The following is a 16,538-nucleotide window of genomic DNA, read 5'->3' as shown; positions in this document are numbered from 1 at the left end:
CGGATCTCCGGATTGTCACTTGGTTCAATCCAGCCCCAGATCGGATCAGCCCCTAGGGGATCGGCTTCAATCCGATCTCAAGAACGATTTGATCGCTGGTTTGCTGGTGGTGATTCCACTGGCAACCACGATCTGGCTGGGCACCACGGTGAGCCGTTTCGTGCTGGCGTTTCTCACCTCTATCCCAAAGCAGTTCAATCCCTTCAACACCCTCAATCCGGTGTTGCAGGAGCTGATCAACCTGGGCGTTGGCCTACTGGTGCCCCTGCTCGGCATCCTGTTGATCGGCCTGATGGCCCGCAACATTGTTGGTCGCTGGCTGCTTGAGTTTGGCGAAGGGACCCTGCTGCGCATCCCCCTAGCTGGCTCGGTTTACAAAACCCTCAAGCAGCTGCTCGAAACTTTTCTCCAGGGCAACTCCAGCAAGTTTCGTCGGGTCGTGCTGGTCGAGTATCCACGCGAGGGTCTCTACGCCCTGGGCTTTGTGACTGGCGCGATCGGCTCTGCCCTGCAGGCAGGCTTCACCGAGCCAATGCTGAGTGTGTTCATTCCCACCGCGCCGAATCCAACCACCGGCTGGTACACCGTTGTGCCAGAGGGTTCTGTTAAGGATCTCGAGATCTCGGTGGAGGATGCTTTCCGCACAATCATTTCCGCCGGCATCGTCAACCCCGACGAGCGCTCCACCCCCAATCGCAGCTTCTCCAGCCTGCTGGCCCAGCTGCGCACTCCCCAACTTTCCTGAGGCAGAACCCACCTGATGCAGAGCCGCACCCTCTCCCGTGAACTGGCCCTGCTGATGCTTGGTCAGACCAGTGATCGCGGTTCGTCTGCCCCGGCCCTGCCAACTGGCATGGAGGGCCTGTTGCAGCAGGTGCTCGCCACCCTCAGCCAGGACGTGCGTGAGTCTCTGGATCGCTCCGCTGAAGACCTGCAGACCGCCCAGCAGCAACTGCTTGATAGCGAGTTGCAGGAGCAGGGTGAGCAGCAGTTGCCCCGGGTGCGCCAGCACCTCAACGCCGGCCTAGTCGCGGCTGAACAGGCCCTTAACCGCCTCTCTGCAAGTCTGGAGTTGCCCCGGCTGCTGATGCTGGCCGACCAAGAAGAGGTGCGCCTCGGCGCCATTGCCCGGGTTGAGGCCGTGCTGCGCGACCGTCAGGCGATCGATGAGCGGCTCGATCGTGTGATGGAAGGGTGGCGTCTTACTCGCCTGCCCCGCATCGATCGGGACATCCTGCGGCTAGCCGCCGTAGACCTCGAGAGCTTCCGCACCCCTCCTGCCGTGGCCTGTAACGAAGCTGTGGAGTTAGCCAATCGCTATAGCGATGAGCAGGGCCGCCGCATGATCAACGGGGTGCTGCGGCGCTTCACGGCAGCTCGTTCAGCGGCGGAGGCCTGAGCAAAGCCATGGTTTACGACTGGTTTAATCGCACCGGCCCATCTCCAGCTGACCCATCAGCAACCCCGGCGCCAGCTTCTGAACAGGTTTCGGGTCAGGCTCCACACCAGGCTCCAGAACAGCCGCTTGAGAGTTCGTCCGATCCCAACGCTGAGGCGCTGGAATGGGCCCGCCAGGCCTATGCCCGCCTCAAAGCCCAGCAGGAGGAGCAAAAGCGGCTGCAGCTTGAGGCCGAATCTGCCGCTGAGTCCCCTCTCCCGGATTCTGTACAGCCTGTACAGGTCAATTCACAGCAACCCGAACAGGTACTTGAGCAGGATCTTGAGCAGGTTGCCCAAGCGGCCACTCCAGTGGCAGCGCCCCTTTCCCTGCTGGAGCAGGCAGCGGCCCAGCGGGCTGAACGCCAACAGGCGATCACCGCGTCAGAGGCTCCTGCCCTTGAAGCCCCTGCAGCGCCAGAGCTAGCTGAGCCCAGCCTGGGCGCTTTCGACACCACCTTCACCTGGTCGGCTGAGGTGCTCGCGGCCCAGGGCAAGCGGGTTGATCAGGTGTCGCTTGAGGAGATCGACTGGCTGGCTCGTTTGCGCCAGGGCCTCGAGAAAACCCGCCAGGGCTTGGTCACCCAACTGCTCGACAACCTCGGTGATGACCCGCTCACGCCAGAGGTGGTTGATGGTCTGGAAACCACCCTGCTGCGGGCAGACGTTGGGGTGGAGGCCACCGACCGGGCCCTTGGCGCCCTTCGCCAGCGGCTCAATCAGGAGGTGGTGGATCCCGCCGAAGGCCTGCGCTTCCTTAAGGAGCAGCTGCGCGCCATCCTCGACCAACCGATCGAGGCCAGTGGCCAGCCCCTGCTAGCCCCCCGCCGCGAGCAGCTCAACGTGTGGCTGTTGGTGGGGGTAAACGGCGTTGGTAAGACGACCACGCTCGGCAAGCTGGCCAACTTGGCGGTGCGCAGCGGCTATAGCTGCCTGATCGCTGCTGCTGACACCTTCCGGGCCGCGGCGGTGCAGCAGGTGCAGGTGTGGGGTGAGCGCAGCAAGGTGCCGGTGATCGCCAATCCCAGCGCCAATGCCGATCCAGCGGCCGTCGTTTACGACGCCATCGGTGCTGCCCAGGCCAAGGGCACTGAGCTGGTGTTGGTGGATACGGCTGGCCGGCTGCAGACCAAGCACAACTTGATGGAGGAGCTCAGCAAGGTGCGCAGGATTGTCGACAAGCTGGCGCCGGAGGCGGTGGTGGAGTCGCTGTTGGTGCTGGATGCCAGCCAGGGTCAAAACGGCCTGCGTCAGGCGATGGCTTTTGCCAAGGCCGCCGGACTAACCGGCGTGGTGCTCACCAAGCTCGATGGCAGCGCCCGCGGTGGTGTTGCTCTGGCCGTCGCCTCTGAAGCCGGGCTGCCAATCCGTTTCATTGGCGCTGGTGAGGGTATTCGCGACCTGCGGCCCTTTAACAGCTTTGAGTTTGTTGAGGCCTTGCTGGCTCGCTGAGGTCCTGCTTGCCTTGGCCGGTAGGTCACTTGCCTGCGTCGCCGCTATCTTGCGAAACCGCCGCGGCCGCACCGTGCCCAATCGGTGAGCAACAAGCCGCCCCCCCATCCGGTTTCTCCCCAGGGTCCGGCCCTGTTGTCGGCTGCAGCCTCGCTGCGGCAGCTACTCGACAGCCTCAGCCGGGAGCAGCGGCGCAACCAGGAGCTGCTGGCTTCCCTGGCTTTTGCCCTGCGCAGTTTCACCAATCTGGGCCGCTTTCTGGAGCTGGTGCCGCTGGTGGCGGCCCGGCTGGTGGAAGCAGAGGGGGCTCTGCTGGTGGTGTTCCACGAGGATGGCCGCCTCTGGCGCGAGTATCTGCAGGCCACGCCGGCGGAGCCCTGCGCCGAGCTGGTGCGCCAGTTGGCGGCGTTGGCGGATGGGGAGTTGGCAGCTCTCAGCGGTGATGCGGCCGTGGCGGCCTTGCTTGATCAGCGGGTGGGCCGGCTGCTGGGTGGAGCCCAGGTGGTGGCCACATCGGTAGTTTCCCGCAGCCTGCAGCGAGGCCGCCTCTATATCTTCAGCAATCGGCAGGGCTTTGCCTGGAGCGAGGTGCATCGCCGCCACCTGCAGCTGGTGGCTGATCTCAGTGCCGTCGCTCTGGAAAACGAGGCCCTGCTTCAGACCATGCGGCGCCATGAGCGGCTCGATCGCCAGCTCAGCATCGGTGCTGAAATCCAGGCCCAGCTGCTGCCCGACCACTGCCCGGTGATCGATGGCGTTGAGCTGGCAGCCCGTTGCCGCCCTGCCTTTCAGGTGGGCGGTGACTATTACGACTTCATCCCCACCCGCCCCCAGCTGCTGGGCCGCCGCCGCGAACAGGCTCGCTGGGCGCTGGTGATGGGCGATGTGATGGGCAAAGGGGTGCCGGCAAGTCTGCTGATGACCATGCTGCGCGGCATGTTGCGGGCCGAGGTGCTGAGCGGCCACTCCCCCGAGCGCATCCTTCACGACCTCAACCAGCTGGCCCAGGAAGACCTGGCCCAGTCGCACCGGTTTGTGACCCTCTTTTATTCCGATTACGACCCCCGCACCCACCTGCTGCGCTACGCCAATGCGGCTCACAATCCGCCCTTGATCTGGCGGCGCCAGCGCAACCAGGTGGAGCGCCTTGACGCCCCAGGCCTGCTGATTGGTTTGCAGAGCGAAGCCGATTACGGCCTTGAGCAAATCGTGCTGGATCCAGGCGATGTGCTGCTCTATTACACCGACGGGGTGACCGAGGCCACCGGCTTCAGCGGCGAGCGCTTCGACGAGGAGCGGTTGGTGCGCCAGTTGCAGGCGGCCTGCCGCTCCGGCATCGGCGCTCAGGGGATTCTCGACCAGCTGTTTGCCCGCTTGGATCGCTTCGTGGGGGCAGACCGGCAGCTCGACGATGACGCTTCGATGGTGGTGCTCAAGGTGAAGGAGGAGCTGATGCTGCCCTCCCTGCCAAGCTGATTCCCTGCCTAGCGCCGCCCGCCGAGCCCCGAATGGCTGTTGATTCCACCGCGTCTACCTGGAGCCAGCGCTTCGAGCAGGGCCTGCATCCGGCGATCGAGCGCTTCAACGCTTCGATCGGTTTTGACATCACCCTGTTGCAGCAAGACCTGGACGGCTCCATCGCCCATGCCCGCATGTTGGGCAGTTGCGCTGTGATCAGCGAGAGCGAGGCGGTTCAGTTGATCGAGGGCCTGGAAAATGTCAGAGCCGAGGCAGCCAGGGGCGAGTTCAATCCCGGCCTGGAGGCTGAAGATGTGCACTTCGCCGTTGAGCGGCGTCTGATTGAGTTGCTCGGCCCCCTGGGCAAGAAACTGCACACTGGCCGCAGTCGCAACGACCAGGTGGGCACTGACCTGCGTCTGTGGCTACGCGGCCAAATTGATGCCATTGACGGGGGCTTGCTGCGCTTCGAGCGGGCCCTGCTGGCTCAGGCTGAGCTGCACAGCACGGTCTTAATCCCCGGCTACACCCACCTGCAGCGGGCCCAGCCGGTGTGTCTAGCCCACCACCTACTGGCTTACATCGAAATGGCCGAGCGGGACCGGGCCCGTTTGGCCGACGTGCGCGGTCGGGTGAATATCTGTCCCCTAGGGGCTGCGGCCCTAGCGGGCACGCCGGTGCCCATCGATCGGCGCCAGACCGCCGCCGAGCTGGGCTTTGACACCATCTACGCCAACAGTCTTGATGCGGTTAGTGACAGGGACTTTGCGGTCGAGTTCATGGCTGCCGCCAGCTTGGTGCTGGTGCACTTAAGCCGGCTCAGCGAGGAGGTGATTCTCTGGGCCAGCGAAGAGTTTGGCTTTATCGGCCTCACCGACCGCTGTGCGACTGGCAGCAGCCTGATGCCCCAGAAAAAGAACCCTGATGTGCCCGAGCTGGTGCGGGGTAAGAGCGGCCGGGTGTTTGGCCACCTGATGGGTTTGCTGACCATGATCAAGGGCCTGCCCCTCGCCTACAACAAGGATTTCCAGGAAGACAAGGAGGCCCTGTTTGATGGGGTGCGCACCTGCCTCGATTGCCTGGAGGCGATGGCGATCCTGTTTGAAGAGGGGCTCGAGTTTCGGCCCCAGCGCCTGGAGGCGGCAGTGGCGGCGGATTTCTCCAACGCCACCGATGTGGCCGACTACCTGGTGGCTAAAGGGGTGCCCTTCCGCGAGGCCTACCAGTTAGTGGGCGGCCTGGTGAAGGGCTGCCTGGCTGAGGGAATCCTGCTCCGCGACCTGCCCCTGGGGCGCTGGCAGCAGCTGCACCCTGCCTTTGAAGCCGACATTTATGAGGCCATCACTCCCCAGCAGGTGGTGGCGGCCAGGCGCAGCGAGGGCGGCACGGGCTTTGACCAGGTTCAGCGGCAGTTGCAGCGAATTCGGATGCGACTTGCCTGCTGAAAGCAGCCAGCTTTGGTTAGTCGTCTTAGGGTGGATCGGTTAGTGGCCCACTGGCCCACATGCATCGGTCCCGCGGCCGATCTTCAGTTCGTGAGTATTTTTGTCGGCAACCTTCCCTTCCGCGCTGAGCAGGAAGACGTGGCGGAATTGTTTGCACCCTTCGGTGAGGTGTCTAGCTGTTCCCTACCCCTCGAACGGGATACCGGGCGCAAGCGCGGTTTCGCCTTTGTTGAGATGGGCGATGAAGCAGCCGAGGCAAAGGCCGTTGAGGCATTGCAGGGTGCTGAGCTGATGGGTCGTCCCCTGCGCATCAACAAAGCCGAGCCCCGCACCGGCGGCGGCGGTGGCGGTGGCGGTGGCGGCGGAGCTGGTGGTGGTGGTCCGCGCCGGGGTGGTTATGGCGGGGGCGGTGGTGGTTACGGAGGTGGAGGAGGTGGTGGCTACTCAGGTGGCGGCGGAGGTGGCTACAACCGCGGCAGTGGTGGCGGAGCAGGAGGAGGTGGTGGTTACGCAGGTGGTGGCGGCGGTTATGCGGGTGGCGGCGATCGGGGATCCGGTGCTCGCGGCTGGGAAGATCGCAGCTATGGCGCCGGCAATCCTGCTGGTGGCGACAGCTTCGATGCTGGGCGCACCCGCCGCCGCCGCAGTGGCGGTGGCGATAGCGGTGGCGGCGACTTCTACGGTGGCGCCGAGGGCTAGTAGCCCCGCTCCGCCAGGGCCAGGGCCGCGGCTGCCAGCACGCCAGCATCCGCGTCCCTTGTCCCTGCTTTTTCGGTGAGTTGCTGGCGCCAGCGTTTGGCGCCGCTCACCCCCTCCACCACATGCACTAGGTGGCGGGCGATAGGCCACAGCCGCCCGCCCCGACTGCGCCATTGCTCGGCGTAGGCAACCAAACCTCCCACCACGCTGGAGGCTGTGGCCAGCGGCTGGCTGTCGTCGGCGTAGATCTGCTGGTCCACCTGCCTCCATTGGAGGGGATGGGCATAAGCAGCCCGACCCACCATGGCCCCGTCCACCAATTCGAGCTGCTGCACGCAGGCGTCCAGGCTTTCCAGACCGCCGTTTAATTCGATGCTCAGATGCGGTCGATCGCGCTTGAGGGAGTGCACCAGGTCGTAGCGCAGGGGCGGGATCGTGCGGTTCTGTTTGGGATCGAGCCCCTCCAGCCATGCTTTGCGCGCGTGTACTGCAAATCGCTGGGCCCCCGCTGCCGCCACCGCATCCACGAAGGCCAGCAACTCGGCGTAGGAGTCGCGCTCATCAATGCCGATGCGGTGTTTGACCGTTACTGGCAAAGGGCAGGCGGCGGCCATGGCGGCAACGCAGCGGGCCACCTGGTGGGGATCGGCCATCAGACAGGCCCCAAAGCGGCCTTTTTGCACCTTCTCGCTGGGGCAGCCCACATTCAGGTTGATTTCGTCGTAGCCCCATTCAGCCGCCAGGGCAGCGGCCTCAGCCAGCAAGCCAGGATCGTCGCCGCCCACTTGCAGGGCCAGGGGTTTTTCGATCGGATCGAAGCCCAGCAGGCGCTCCAACCGCCCCCCCGGTGCGCTGGCATCGGGTGCTTGCCTGGCGTGGTGTAGGGCCTGGGCTACCACCATTTCGGTGTAAAGCAGGCTGCGCCTGCTGATCTGCCGCATCAGCACCCGGAAGTGCCGATCGGTGCAGTCCATCATCGGGGCCACACTGAAGCGATAACTGGCTGGATCGATTTGGCCCATCTCCCCATGCTGCCAATTCATGCTGCCGTTGTCGTGGCCGGTGGCGGTGCCGCCGGCTTCATGGCCGCCATCTGTGCTGCTGAGGCCGGCCTTGGCGACATCGCCCTGCTGGAAGCCACCACCGAGCCGTTGCACAAGGTGTTGATCAGTGGCGGTGGGCGCTGCAATGTCACCCATGCCTGCTGGGATCCTCGGGCGTTGGTGGGGCACTATCCCCGGGGCGGCCAAGCCCTGCGGGGTCCCTTTTCGCGCTTTGCTCCTGGCGATTCCGTCGCCTGGTTTGCTGACCATGGCCTCGAGCTGGTGGAGGAGCCGGACGGACGCCTATTTCCCCGTTCAAACCGTTCCGAATCGGTGGCAGCCACCCTGCGCCGAGCGGCCCTCCAGGCCGGGGTGCAGCTGCACACGGGGGTGAGCTTGCAGCGGGCCGCGGCTGCTGCTGCCGGTGGTTTTGACCTGCTGGTACGGGGCGGCGGGGCGATCAGAGCTGATCGGTTGGTGCTTGCCACCGGCAGCCATCCCAGCGGCCGTCAGCTGGCGGCCGCTTTAGGCCACGGGCTGGTGGCGCCTGTGCCGTCCCTATTCACGTTGGCTTTGGCCGGCGATCCCCTGCTGGAGCTGGCCGGAGTGGTGATGGATCCGGTGGAGCTGGCTTTGCATCTGCCCCAGGAGCCCCAGGCCGCTCGGGCTGGCCAGCCTTTTCGCCAGCGGGGCCCGGTGCTGATCACCCATTGGGGGCTGTCCGGTCCAGCCACCCTGCGGCTCACGGCTTTTGCTGCCCGCGCCCTCAAGGCCAGCGGCTATCGGGGCGAGCTGCGCCTTGATTGGAGTGGCGGCCTGTCCCAGCAGGATCTTGAGGGCTTGTTTGCCGAGGCCAAGCGAGACCAGGCCAAGCGGCAACTAGCCAACTGGCGCCCCTGGCCCGCCCTTAGCCGGCGCCTGTGGCTGGCCCTGTTGCAGCGCCATGGCTTAGACCCTCAGCAGCGCTGGGCTGACCTTGCTAAGCGGCACCAGCAGCTGTTGGTATTGGCGTTGCGTGATACCCGGCTGGCCATTACCGGGCGGGGCCCCTTCGGCGAAGAATTCGTGACGGCAGGGGGCATTCCTCTTGGTGAGGTGAACCTGGCGACGATGGAGAGCCGCCAGCAGCCTGGTCTTTATTTGGTGGGCGAACTCTTGGATGTGGACGGGGTGACGGGGGGGTTCAACTTCCAGCACTGCTGGAGCAGCGGCTGGCTGGCTGGCCAGGCTTTGGCTGAGAGTTATTTGATCTGATCAAATACCGAGAACATCGGTAGATACATAGCCAGTAGGATTGAGGCTACGATGCCGCCTACAAGCACGATCATGGCGGGCTCCAGCATGGAGGTGAGTGCCTTGACGGTGGCTTCCACCTCGTCTTCATAAAAGTCAGCCACCTTGGAAAGCATGGCGTCCATCTCGCCTGTTTCTTCGCCGATAGAGAGCATGCTGATAGACATATCTGGAAAAACGTTCATGCGTCCAAGCGCTACACTTAACGGAATTCCTTGCAATACATCTTGGCGGCTGTTGGTTATTGCATCTGAGATAATTGAATTGTTGGTGATTTCTCGAACGATTTCAAGTGACGATAAAATGGGAACCCCCGCTCGCGATAGGGAGCTAAATGTTCGGCAGAACTGGGCAGTTGCTGTTTTTTGAATTAATTCGCCAAACAGAGGGAGCTTGAGTACAAGAGCGTCTACACGCCGTCTTCCAATCGGTGTGGCATAAAATTTGCCAAATAGGAATATCCCGGCAATAAGTCCTAATACTAGATACAGAGAAAAGGTTGAGCGCAGTAGGCTGCTTAGGTCAACCATCATCTGGGTGAACCAGGGGAGTTCGGCTCCTAGGCCATCAAAAATACCCGCAAAGGTGGGAATGATGAAGATAGTCATTCCCAGGAAGACTGAGATGGCGATGAACAACACAGCCACCGGATAGCCCATCGCCCCTTTGATCTGGTTTTGAAGCTTGGCGTTGTCCTCAAGCAGCTTGGCCAGTCTCTTTAGGGAGTCATCCAGCACACCGCCGGCTTCCCCCGCCTCCACCATGGCGATGCTGAGCTTGTCAAACACTTTCGGCCAGCGCCGTAGGGCTTCGCCCAGGGAGATTCCCTGATTTACTTCTAGGCTGATCGATTGCAGGGCCCGTTTGAACAGGGGCATCTTTTGTTGAGATGCCATTAGGTCGATGCTGCGCACAATTGGTACGCCAGCATTGACTAGGGCCGACATCTTGCTGGCAAATACGGCTTTATCCTTGATGCCAGGCTTGGCCTCTAGCAGCTCATTGAGTTTAGAGAATTTGAGTTTTTCACTTAGTTGGGCTGCGGCACTCGATCCCGTTGCCGTGGCTTTTGGCTTGGCCTTGATTTCAATGGCTCTGATGCCTCGCAGCCTCAAGCTGCGCTTGGCCTGGGCTGGATCGGGCGCCTCAATATCCACAAGCACTGACTTGCCTTGAGGATTGACGTAAGTGGCAACGAAGGCAGGCATGGCTTAGGAGTTCCTAGTAGTGAATCAGCCCAGTTGGTTGACTAAGCGTTTCAGCTCTTCAGGCTTTGAGGTTTTTACTAGGGCTTCATCCATCGTGACTTGGTTGCTGAGCACCAGATCCCCTAGGGCTTTTTCCAGCGTTTGCATTGATAGTTGACCGCCTGTCTGAATTGCAGAGTAAAGCTGGGCGGTTTTACCTTCCCTGATCAGGTTTGCGGTGGCTGGTGTATTGATCATGATCTCCTGGGCCATGACGCGTCCAAATTGGCCGGGGCTTGGATTGTGCCGTTTGCACAGGGTCTGGGCAAAAACGGCCACAAGGCTGCTGCTTAGCTGGACCCGAATCTGGGTTTGCTGGGTGGGAGGAAAAACATCCACCATGCGGTCCACGGTCTGGGCGGCCGAACTGGTGTGCAGCGTGCCGAATACCAGGTGACCGGTCTCAGCTGCCGTAATTGCTAATTGGATGGTGTCCAGATCTCGGAGCTCACCCACCAGGATTACATCGGGATCTTCCCGAAGGGCTGCCTTTAGGGCATTGGCAAAGCTGCGGGTATCATCGTTGAGCTGGCGCTGATGGATGACACTTTTTACCGGTTTGTATGTGAATTCAATTGGATCTTCAATGGTCAATATATGTTCTGCCCTGGTTTGATTTATATGTTCGAGTATGGCCGCCAAGGTTGTGGTTTTGCCTGAGCCGGTAGGGCCTGTTACCAAAACCAGCCCTTTGGGCATATGGCTTATTTCCTCCACAATCGGTGGTAGTCCCAGGCTTTCTAGGGTGGGCACGTTGTTGCCAAGGGCTCGCAGGCAGGCGGCGTAGGTACCCCTTTGGCGATAAACATTAACCCTGAAGCGGGCGATCCCTTTAAGGCCATAGGCGCAATCTAATTCCCAGGTTTGTTCTAGCTGCTTGCGCTGGGCATTATTTAGCATCGAGAAGATTAGTTTATTGCAGCTTTCTTCGTCCAAGGAATCATCATGTATAGGCCTGAGTTGACCGTTGAACCTTCCATAGGGAGGTAGGCCTGCACTGATATGGAGATCACTGCCGCCATCCTTCACAAGCTGGGTCATCAAGTCTTCAATCATCACGGCCATGGGGCGCTCAGCGGCTGGTTAGACAGTAGGGACATTCGAGCCAATCGTCATGGAGCCCGGCGCCGCAGCTGCTGCAGGTGAGGGTGCTCAGTGACTTGGAGCGGCGTTCTGATTCCAGCCCCGAATCAGTGAGCAGCATCCGTTCGACCTCGGCCAGGGTTGTGTGACCTTCGCGCACTAGCTGCAGCCCGTAGCCCAAAAGGGTTTTCATGCCGTTTTCAAGCGCCATTCGCCGCAGTACATCGGTGGTTTCCCTCTTGGCGACAGCTGCTGCCAAGGTGTCCGTCATGCGTAGGATTTCGTAGACACCGATTCTTCCTTTGTAGCCGGCTCCGTTGCAAGCAGGGCAGCAACCTTCCTGGTTGCGGTTCTGGGTGTTGGCCTTGAAGAAGGTCACCGCGGTTTCGTGGCTACTCAGCAGACCAAAACGGGCTAATTCTTCCGGATTGGGGGTGTAACTGATTCGGCAGGCCGAGCACACCCGTCGCAGCAGCCGCTGGGACACGATGCCCAGTAGTGATGCGCTCACCATGAAGGGCTCCACACCCATTTCATCGAGGCGGGCGATGGCGCTGGCTGCGTCGTTGCAGTGCAGGGTTGTCATCACTAGGTGGCCAGTAAGTGCGGCCTCGATCGCTGTTTTGGCTGTCTCCAAGTCGCGGGTTTCACCCACCAGCAAAACGTCGGGGTCCTGGCGCATAAAGGCACGTAGCGCCGTACTGAAATCGAGCCCCTTCTCCCGATTTACTTGGGTTTGGGTGATGCCATGCAGGGTGTATTCGATCGGGTCTTCAACCGTCGAAATGTTGATGCCTGGATCGTTGCGCTCAGCCAGTAGGGCGTAGAGGGTGGTTGACTTTCCCGAGCCGGTCGGGCCCGTCACCAGAATCATTCCGTAGGGCTTAGATCCCAGATCTCGCAGGGTTCTCCGGGCATCCGCATCGGTGATCAGGGTTTCCAGGCCGAGCTGGGTGGCGCCGCTGTCGAGTAGGCGCAAGCATATTTTTTCACCGTTACGGCTGGGTAAAGTACTAACCCGGAAATCCATTTTGCGGCCGCGGAACATCCGCCTGATGCGGCCGTCTTGAGGCAATCGCCGTTCGGCGATGTCCAGCTCCGCCATGATTTTGATGCGTGATGTGACGGCTGGCGTCAGGCTCTTTGGCAGATCCTCAAAGTGCTTCTGCAGTACACCGTCGAGGCGAAAGCGGATTTCCAGGGTGTTTTCCTGGGGTTCCACGTGAATATCACTGGCTCCAGAGGTAAGAGCCTCGATCAGGATCCGGTCCACCAAGCTGACGATTGGTGACGCATTGGCACTGCTGCTGGCAGCTGCCGCATTGATCTCCAGATCTTCGACATCGGCGACCTCTTGCAGCTGTCCTTCGGAGGTGCCCGGGATGCCTAGGTCTTTGGTTAAGGAGCGGGGGGCGTTAAAGCTTGCAGGTGGTCGTGGTTGGGCTGGTCTGGAGGCTGCGGGAGAAGGAGTTGGTGCTTTTGGCGTGAGCGCAGTTGTGAGATTTGTCGCTAAGGCCAACTTCAGCTCCGCGTTGAAGCCGGCACGTTGCAATTCCTCACTTAAATTCTGGCGTTGCTGGGGCCCCCAGTTGCTCGGTACGGCAACTACCAATCTTCCATTGGCTTCTTGAAGGGGCAAGGCGCCCAGTTCGCGCCAGCGCGCCTCTGGCAGCCCTTTGCCCGTAAAAAGTAAGTCTTGACCAAGGGCCTGCAACTCGATTGCTTGCAGCACCGGCTCACCAATCAGTAGCTCAACCTCTAGACGCTGCTGCTCTTCGCTGCTGGCTTCAGGGACGGGGCGGGAAGGGGTGAGGGTCATGGAGCCAGAAGGTGCGGGCTTCCGCCGCTTGTGGGAGGTAGGCCTTGAGCTTCAACATGTCTAGAACCAAAGTCCGACCTTGTCAGCCATGAGCGGTGACACCTCGATGAGCGGTGACAGCAACCTGGGAGCTGGGGCGCCCCAGGCAGCTGATCCCAGCGAGATTCCGGCTACTCCGGAGATGGAGGCAGGCCAGGAGGCAGGCTCTGACCAGATTTCTGATCAGGGTTCCGATCTGGCTGGCCAGCTGGCCGCACTCAAGGCAGAGCATGAGGCCCTCAACGGCCAATACATGCGCCTGGCTGCCGACTTCGACAACTTCCGCAAGCGCCAAAGCCGCGACAGCGAAGACCTACGCCTCCAGATCACCTGCGCCACCTTGGGTGAAATTTTGCCGGTGGTCGACAACTTCGACCGGGCAAGGCAGCAGTTGAATCCCCAGCACGAGGAAGCTCAGGCGTTGCATCGCAGCTATCAGGGCCTCTACAAGCAGCTGGTGGATGTGTTCAAGCAGCTGGGGGTTTCACCAATGCGTGTAGAGGGTGAACCCTTCGATCCCAATTTGCATGAGGCGGTTTTGCGTGAACCCAGCGAGACCCATGCCGAAGATGTGGTGATCGAGGAGTTGCAGCGCGGCTACCACTTAAATGGTCGGGTGCTGCGCCACGCCCTGGTCAAGGTATCGATGGGGCCTGGTTCCGGCGCCGTCACTGCAGGCTCCCAAGCTGCTGGCTGCCAAGCAGCTGAGAATGGCCAGGCTGAGGAGCAGGACGGCTGATGGCCGACTACTACGACCTGCTCGGCACCGCCCGCGACGCCGATCCAGACACTTTGAAGCGGGCCTACCGGCGGATGGCCCGGCAGTACCACCCGGATGTCAACAAAGATCCTGGGGCTGAAGACAAATTCAAGGAGATCGGCCGGGCCTACGAGGTGCTCAGCGATCCCCAGACTCGCGCCCGTTACGACCAGTTTGGTGAGGCGGGTCTAGGTGGCGGCGGCGCGCCTGATATGGGCGACATGGGCGGCTTTGCCGACCTGTTTGAGACCTTCTTCAGTGGCTTTGGGGGGGCGGGTGCTGGAGCAGGTCCGCGGCGGCGTGGTCCCCGTCAAGGCGATGACCTGCGCCTCGACCTCACCATCAACTTCCAAGAGGCGGTATTTGGTATCGAGAAGGAGGTGCAGATTCGGCATCTCGAAACCTGCAGCACCTGCCAGGGCTCCGGTGCCAAGTCGGGCAGTGGACCCACAAGCTGCGGCACCTGTGGCGGCGCCGGCCAGGTGCGTCGGGCCACTCGCACCCCATTCGGCAGTTTTACCCAGGTGGCGGCTTGTCCCACCTGTGAGGGCAGCGGCCAGGTGATTGCCGACCCCTGCGGCGCCTGCGGTGGCCAGGGTCTGCAGCAGGTGCGTAAAAAGCTGCGCATCAACATCCCAGCTGGGGTTGATTCCGGCACCCGGCTGCGGGTGGCAAATGAGGGCAATGCGGGCCAGCGGGGTGGACCCGCCGGCGATCTCTATGTGTTCCTAAGCGTTCAATCGGCTGCCGGCTTGCGCCGCGATGGCATCCACATCCACTCGGAGGTGACGCTCAATTACCTCCAGGCCATTTTGGGCGACACCATCGAGGTAGACACGGTGGACGGCCAGGAGTCGTTAGAGATTCCAGCTGGCACCCAGCCCGGAGCGGTTCTCACCCTGCAGAGCAAGGGGGTGCCCAAGTTGGGCAATCCGGTGGCCCGAGGCAACCACCTAGTCAGCATCAAGGTGCAGCTGCCCACCAAGCTCAATGCTGAGGAGCGGGAGTTGCTGGAGCAGCTGGCCGGCCACCACACCAGCAAGGGCCACAAGCATCCCCATAAGAGCGGTTTGTTTGGGGGCCTCTTCGGTTGAGCGCCGGTTGGGCAGACGGCAACCCAGATGCCCAGCTTGATCTGCGTGGCATTGCTTGTCCGCTCAACTTCATTCGCACCAAGCTGGCCCTGGAGCGTTTGCTTCCTGGCCAGATCCTGCAGGTGGACCTAGATCGGGGAGAGCCCCAGCAGCAGGTGACCCAGGGGCTGGAGAGCTCAGGTCATGGAGTTACCTGTTGCGATCACCCGGAGCAACAAGGAGCCGTGCGGCTGCAGGTTCGTTGTCATGGGGGTTGAGCCTGGGCGATTGCGCCTAATGGGGCAGGTGGTGGCTCTGCTGGCCAATTACTGCTGGGTGGAACTGGATCAGGTAGGGCCCACCGGCCTGAGTCGACTTTTGTGCACCCGGCGCACCCGCCTTGGCAAAAGCGGCCAAACCATCGCCGTGGGCGATCGCGTCTGGGTGGATGGCATCGACTGGCCTGCTGGCCGGGCGGCTGTGGCGGCCCTGGAGCCGCGTCAGAGCCTGCTTGAGCGGCCCGCCGTGGCCAACGTGGCCCTCGTGGTCGTGGTGGTGGCGCTGGCGGAGCCAGAGCTGGACCTGCTCCAGCTCACACGCTTTTTGTTGACGGCTGAGGCGACGGGCCGGCCGGTGCAGTTGCTGTTCTCCAAGGCGGATCTGGTTTCGCCTGACGAGGTGGCCAGTTGGTGCCAGCGAGCTGCTGCCTGGGGTTACGACGCCCTGGCGGTATCTACCAGTAGTGGCGAGGGCATGGAGCCTTTGCTGCAGCGGCTGGCCCAGCCAGGTATCGCGGTGCTTTGTGGACCTTCTGGGGTGGGGAAGAGCAGCGTGCTCAACGGTCTTTGCCCCGAGCTGGGCCTGCGGGTGGCGGCGGTGTCAGGGCGGCTGCAGCGGGGCCGCCACACCACCCGCCACGTGGAGCTTTTCCCCTTGGCACCCGGAGCCCTGCTGGCCGACACGCCTGGATTCAATAGGCCGCGGCTGCCTTCCGACCCCTTTGCCTTAGGCCCCCTGTTCCCGGAGATTCGGCAACGCCTGGGCTTGGGCTGCTGCCGCTTCAGCAATTGCTTGCACCAGGGCGACCCCGGCTGCGCCGTTGGCTCCGATTGGGAGCGGTACCCCCTTTATGCCCAGTGCCTGAGCGACCTGCTGCTGGATGGCGAGCGAACGGGCTGGGTTGCGGACTCCCCAGACGGGTCGGGGCTGCGCCGCCGCGGTCAGGGTCTAGAGCCCCGCCTGGCGCCCGGATTGCGGCAGCTCTCCCGGCGTCGCCAGCGTCAGCAGCTGCTGGATGGGGAAGAGGACGGCCAGGCTGGCACTGGAAAAACGACGGATTTCAGCCGCCCAGACCTGGCAGATTGAGATTCAGGCCACCGGTGAGCTCTTCCATGCGGCCTTTCATCGTGCCGGTGGACAGCTCGTAGGCGGCTTGCAATGCATCCAGCACGGCGGCCTCGCTGGCGGCAGCCCCTTCGGCGATCAGTTCGGGGGCCAGTTGTACTCGCAGCGGTTGCTGGTTGCCCGTGAGCCAGATGCTGGCCCGGCCGTCGGCGCTGCGGCCCTCCAGTTCCATTGCATCAAGTTCTTCCTGGAGCTTCTGGGCGTTTTGCTGCAGCTCCTGGGCCTTCTTGAAGGCCTCGGTGAGCTGACCGAAGTTGGGGAGTCCGAAGCCAGCCATGCCCTAGAA

General features: G+C 62.2%; 16 protein-coding genes. 11 read left to right on the top strand and 5 right to left on the bottom strand.

What is annotated here, in order from left to right; genetic code table 11:
* Nucleotides 1–19: 19 nt before the first annotated feature.
* The 6 genes from KBY75_RS01020 (at nt 20) to KBY75_RS00995 (ending at nt 6,491) form a co-directional block, all read left to right on the top strand.
* The gene (locus tag KBY75_RS01020) at nt 20–745 is read left to right on the top strand and encodes a DUF502 domain-containing protein (protein WP_106632521.1); all 726 of its coding nucleotides are present in this window, start codon (nt 20–22) and stop codon (nt 743–745) included.
* 15 nt (nt 746–760) lie between these two features.
* Nucleotides 761–1,399, top strand: a complete 639-nt coding sequence (gene nusB / locus KBY75_RS01015; protein ID WP_254935312.1) for a transcription antitermination factor NusB — start codon at nt 761–763, stop codon at nt 1,397–1,399.
* An 8-nt stretch (nt 1,400–1,407) separates the two neighbouring features.
* The gene (gene ftsY, locus KBY75_RS01010; RefSeq protein ID WP_255022617.1) at nt 1,408–2,889 is read left to right on the top strand and encodes a signal recognition particle-docking protein FtsY; all 1,482 of its coding nucleotides are present in this window, start codon (nt 1,408–1,410) and stop codon (nt 2,887–2,889) included.
* An 84-nt stretch (nt 2,890–2,973) separates the two neighbouring features.
* On the top strand, nt 2,974–4,365 hold the full coding sequence (locus KBY75_RS01005; RefSeq protein WP_254935310.1) for a PP2C family protein-serine/threonine phosphatase: 1,392 nt from the start codon (nt 2,974–2,976) through the stop codon (nt 4,363–4,365).
* Between the two features lie 32 nt (nt 4,366–4,397).
* Nucleotides 4,398–5,792 (top strand): argininosuccinate lyase, encoded by a 1,395-nt coding sequence (gene argH, locus KBY75_RS01000; protein ID WP_254935309.1) that lies wholly within the window; start codon nt 4,398–4,400, stop codon nt 5,790–5,792.
* Nucleotides 5,793–5,882: 90 nt separating this feature from the next.
* Nucleotides 5,883–6,491 (top strand): RNA-binding protein, encoded by a 609-nt coding sequence (locus KBY75_RS00995; RefSeq protein WP_255022616.1) that lies wholly within the window; start codon nt 5,883–5,885, stop codon nt 6,489–6,491.
* Here KBY75_RS00995 and dusA read toward each other — a convergent pair.
* Nucleotides 6,488–7,534 (bottom strand): tRNA dihydrouridine(20/20a) synthase DusA, encoded by a 1,047-nt coding sequence (dusA, locus tag KBY75_RS00990; RefSeq protein WP_255022615.1) that lies wholly within the window; start codon nt 7,532–7,534, stop codon nt 6,488–6,490. The genes KBY75_RS00995 and dusA overlap by 4 nt on opposite strands.
* Here dusA and KBY75_RS00985 point away from each other — a divergent pair.
* Nucleotides 7,520–8,788: an NAD(P)/FAD-dependent oxidoreductase gene (locus tag KBY75_RS00985; protein ID WP_255022614.1), complete on the top strand. Its 1,269-nt coding sequence runs from the start codon at nt 7,520–7,522 to the stop codon at nt 8,786–8,788. The genes dusA and KBY75_RS00985 overlap by 15 nt on opposite strands.
* Here the strand turns inward: KBY75_RS00985 and KBY75_RS00980 are convergent.
* The 3 genes from KBY75_RS00980 to KBY75_RS00970 are packed head-to-tail and all read right to left on the bottom strand — an operon-like array spanning nt 8,776 to nt 12,976.
* Nucleotides 8,776–10,035 carry a type II secretion system F family protein gene (locus tag KBY75_RS00980; RefSeq protein WP_255022613.1) on the bottom strand — a complete coding sequence of 420 codons (1,260 nt, stop codon included), beginning with the start codon at nt 10,033–10,035 and terminating at the stop codon, nt 8,776–8,778. The genes KBY75_RS00985 and KBY75_RS00980 overlap by 13 nt on opposite strands.
* Before the next feature lie 24 nt (nt 10,036–10,059).
* On the bottom strand, nt 10,060–11,139 hold the full coding sequence (locus KBY75_RS00975; RefSeq protein ID WP_255022612.1) for a type IV pilus twitching motility protein PilT: 1,080 nt from the start codon (nt 11,137–11,139) through the stop codon (nt 10,060–10,062).
* Nucleotides 11,140–11,146: 7 nt separating this feature from the next.
* Complete coding sequence (locus tag KBY75_RS00970; RefSeq protein WP_255022611.1) at nt 11,147–12,976, bottom strand: GspE/PulE family protein; 1,830 nt, start codon at nt 12,974–12,976, stop codon at nt 11,147–11,149.
* Nucleotides 12,977–13,064: 88 nt separating this feature from the next.
* Here KBY75_RS00970 and grpE point away from each other — a divergent pair, with 88 nt between their 5' ends.
* Genes grpE through rsgA form a run of 4 tightly spaced genes read left to right on the top strand, consistent with a single transcriptional unit; the run spans nt 13,065 to nt 16,213 of the window.
* The gene (grpE, locus tag KBY75_RS00965; RefSeq protein WP_255022610.1) at nt 13,065–13,754 is read left to right on the top strand and encodes a nucleotide exchange factor GrpE; all 690 of its coding nucleotides are present in this window, start codon (nt 13,065–13,067) and stop codon (nt 13,752–13,754) included.
* Nucleotides 13,754–14,869 (top strand): molecular chaperone DnaJ, encoded by a 1,116-nt coding sequence (gene dnaJ, locus KBY75_RS00960; RefSeq protein ID WP_254935301.1) that lies wholly within the window; start codon nt 13,754–13,756, stop codon nt 14,867–14,869. Before grpE ends, dnaJ begins: the two co-directional genes overlap by 1 nt.
* Nucleotides 14,866–15,126 carry a sulfurtransferase TusA family protein gene (locus tag KBY75_RS00955; RefSeq protein WP_254935300.1) on the top strand — a complete coding sequence of 87 codons (261 nt, stop codon included), beginning with the start codon at nt 14,866–14,868 and terminating at the stop codon, nt 15,124–15,126. Before dnaJ ends, KBY75_RS00955 begins: the two co-directional genes overlap by 4 nt.
* Nucleotides 15,116–16,213 (top strand): ribosome small subunit-dependent GTPase A, encoded by a 1,098-nt coding sequence (gene rsgA, locus KBY75_RS00950; protein ID WP_396097745.1) that lies wholly within the window; start codon nt 15,116–15,118, stop codon nt 16,211–16,213. Before KBY75_RS00955 ends, rsgA begins: the two co-directional genes overlap by 11 nt.
* Here the strand turns inward: rsgA and KBY75_RS00945 are convergent.
* Nucleotides 16,188–16,529 carry a YbaB/EbfC family nucleoid-associated protein gene (locus tag KBY75_RS00945; RefSeq protein ID WP_254935299.1) on the bottom strand — a complete coding sequence of 114 codons (342 nt, stop codon included), beginning with the start codon at nt 16,527–16,529 and terminating at the stop codon, nt 16,188–16,190. The two genes, rsgA and KBY75_RS00945, sit on opposite strands and share 26 nt — an antisense overlap.
* Nucleotides 16,530–16,538 lie beyond the last annotated feature (9 nt).

Origin of the sequence: Cyanobium sp. T1G-Tous (assembly GCF_024345455.1) — a bacterium.
GTDB lineage: Bacteria > Cyanobacteriota > Cyanobacteriia > PCC-6307 > Cyanobiaceae > Cyanobium_A.
Note: the sequence above shows the minus strand (reverse complement) of the source record. Positions and strands in the feature narration are given on the sequence as shown.

What these genes read in the sequence shown, in the direction of transcription:
- KBY75_RS00970 (WP_255022611.1), bottom strand. Translation starts at nt 12,976, where the DNA reads ATGACCCTCACCCCTTCCCGCCCCGTCCCTGAAGCCAGCAGCGAAGAG.
- KBY75_RS00980 (WP_255022613.1), bottom strand. Translation starts at nt 10,035, where the DNA reads ATGCCTGCCTTCGTTGCCACTTACGTCAATCCTCAAGGCAAGTCAGTG.
- dnaJ (WP_254935301.1), top strand. Translation starts at nt 13,754, where the DNA reads ATGGCCGACTACTACGACCTGCTCGGCACCGCCCGCGACGCCGATCCA.
- KBY75_RS00975 (WP_255022612.1), bottom strand. Translation starts at nt 11,139, where the DNA reads ATGGCCGTGATGATTGAAGACTTGATGACCCAGCTTGTGAAGGATGGC.
- dusA (WP_255022615.1), bottom strand. Translation starts at nt 7,534, where the DNA reads ATGAATTGGCAGCATGGGGAGATGGGCCAAATCGATCCAGCCAGTTAT.
- nusB (WP_254935312.1), top strand. Translation starts at nt 761, where the DNA reads ATGCAGAGCCGCACCCTCTCCCGTGAACTGGCCCTGCTGATGCTTGGT.
- KBY75_RS00945 (WP_254935299.1), bottom strand. Translation starts at nt 16,529, where the DNA reads ATGGCTGGCTTCGGACTCCCCAACTTCGGTCAGCTCACCGAGGCCTTC.
- argH (WP_254935309.1), top strand. Translation starts at nt 4,398, where the DNA reads ATGGCTGTTGATTCCACCGCGTCTACCTGGAGCCAGCGCTTCGAGCAG.
- grpE (WP_255022610.1), top strand. Translation starts at nt 13,065, where the DNA reads ATGAGCGGTGACACCTCGATGAGCGGTGACAGCAACCTGGGAGCTGGG.
- KBY75_RS00985 (WP_255022614.1), top strand. Translation starts at nt 7,520, where the DNA reads ATGCTGCCAATTCATGCTGCCGTTGTCGTGGCCGGTGGCGGTGCCGCC.
- rsgA (WP_396097745.1), top strand. Translation starts at nt 15,116, where the DNA reads ATGGGGGTTGAGCCTGGGCGATTGCGCCTAATGGGGCAGGTGGTGGCT.
- ftsY (WP_255022617.1), top strand. Translation starts at nt 1,408, where the DNA reads ATGGTTTACGACTGGTTTAATCGCACCGGCCCATCTCCAGCTGACCCA.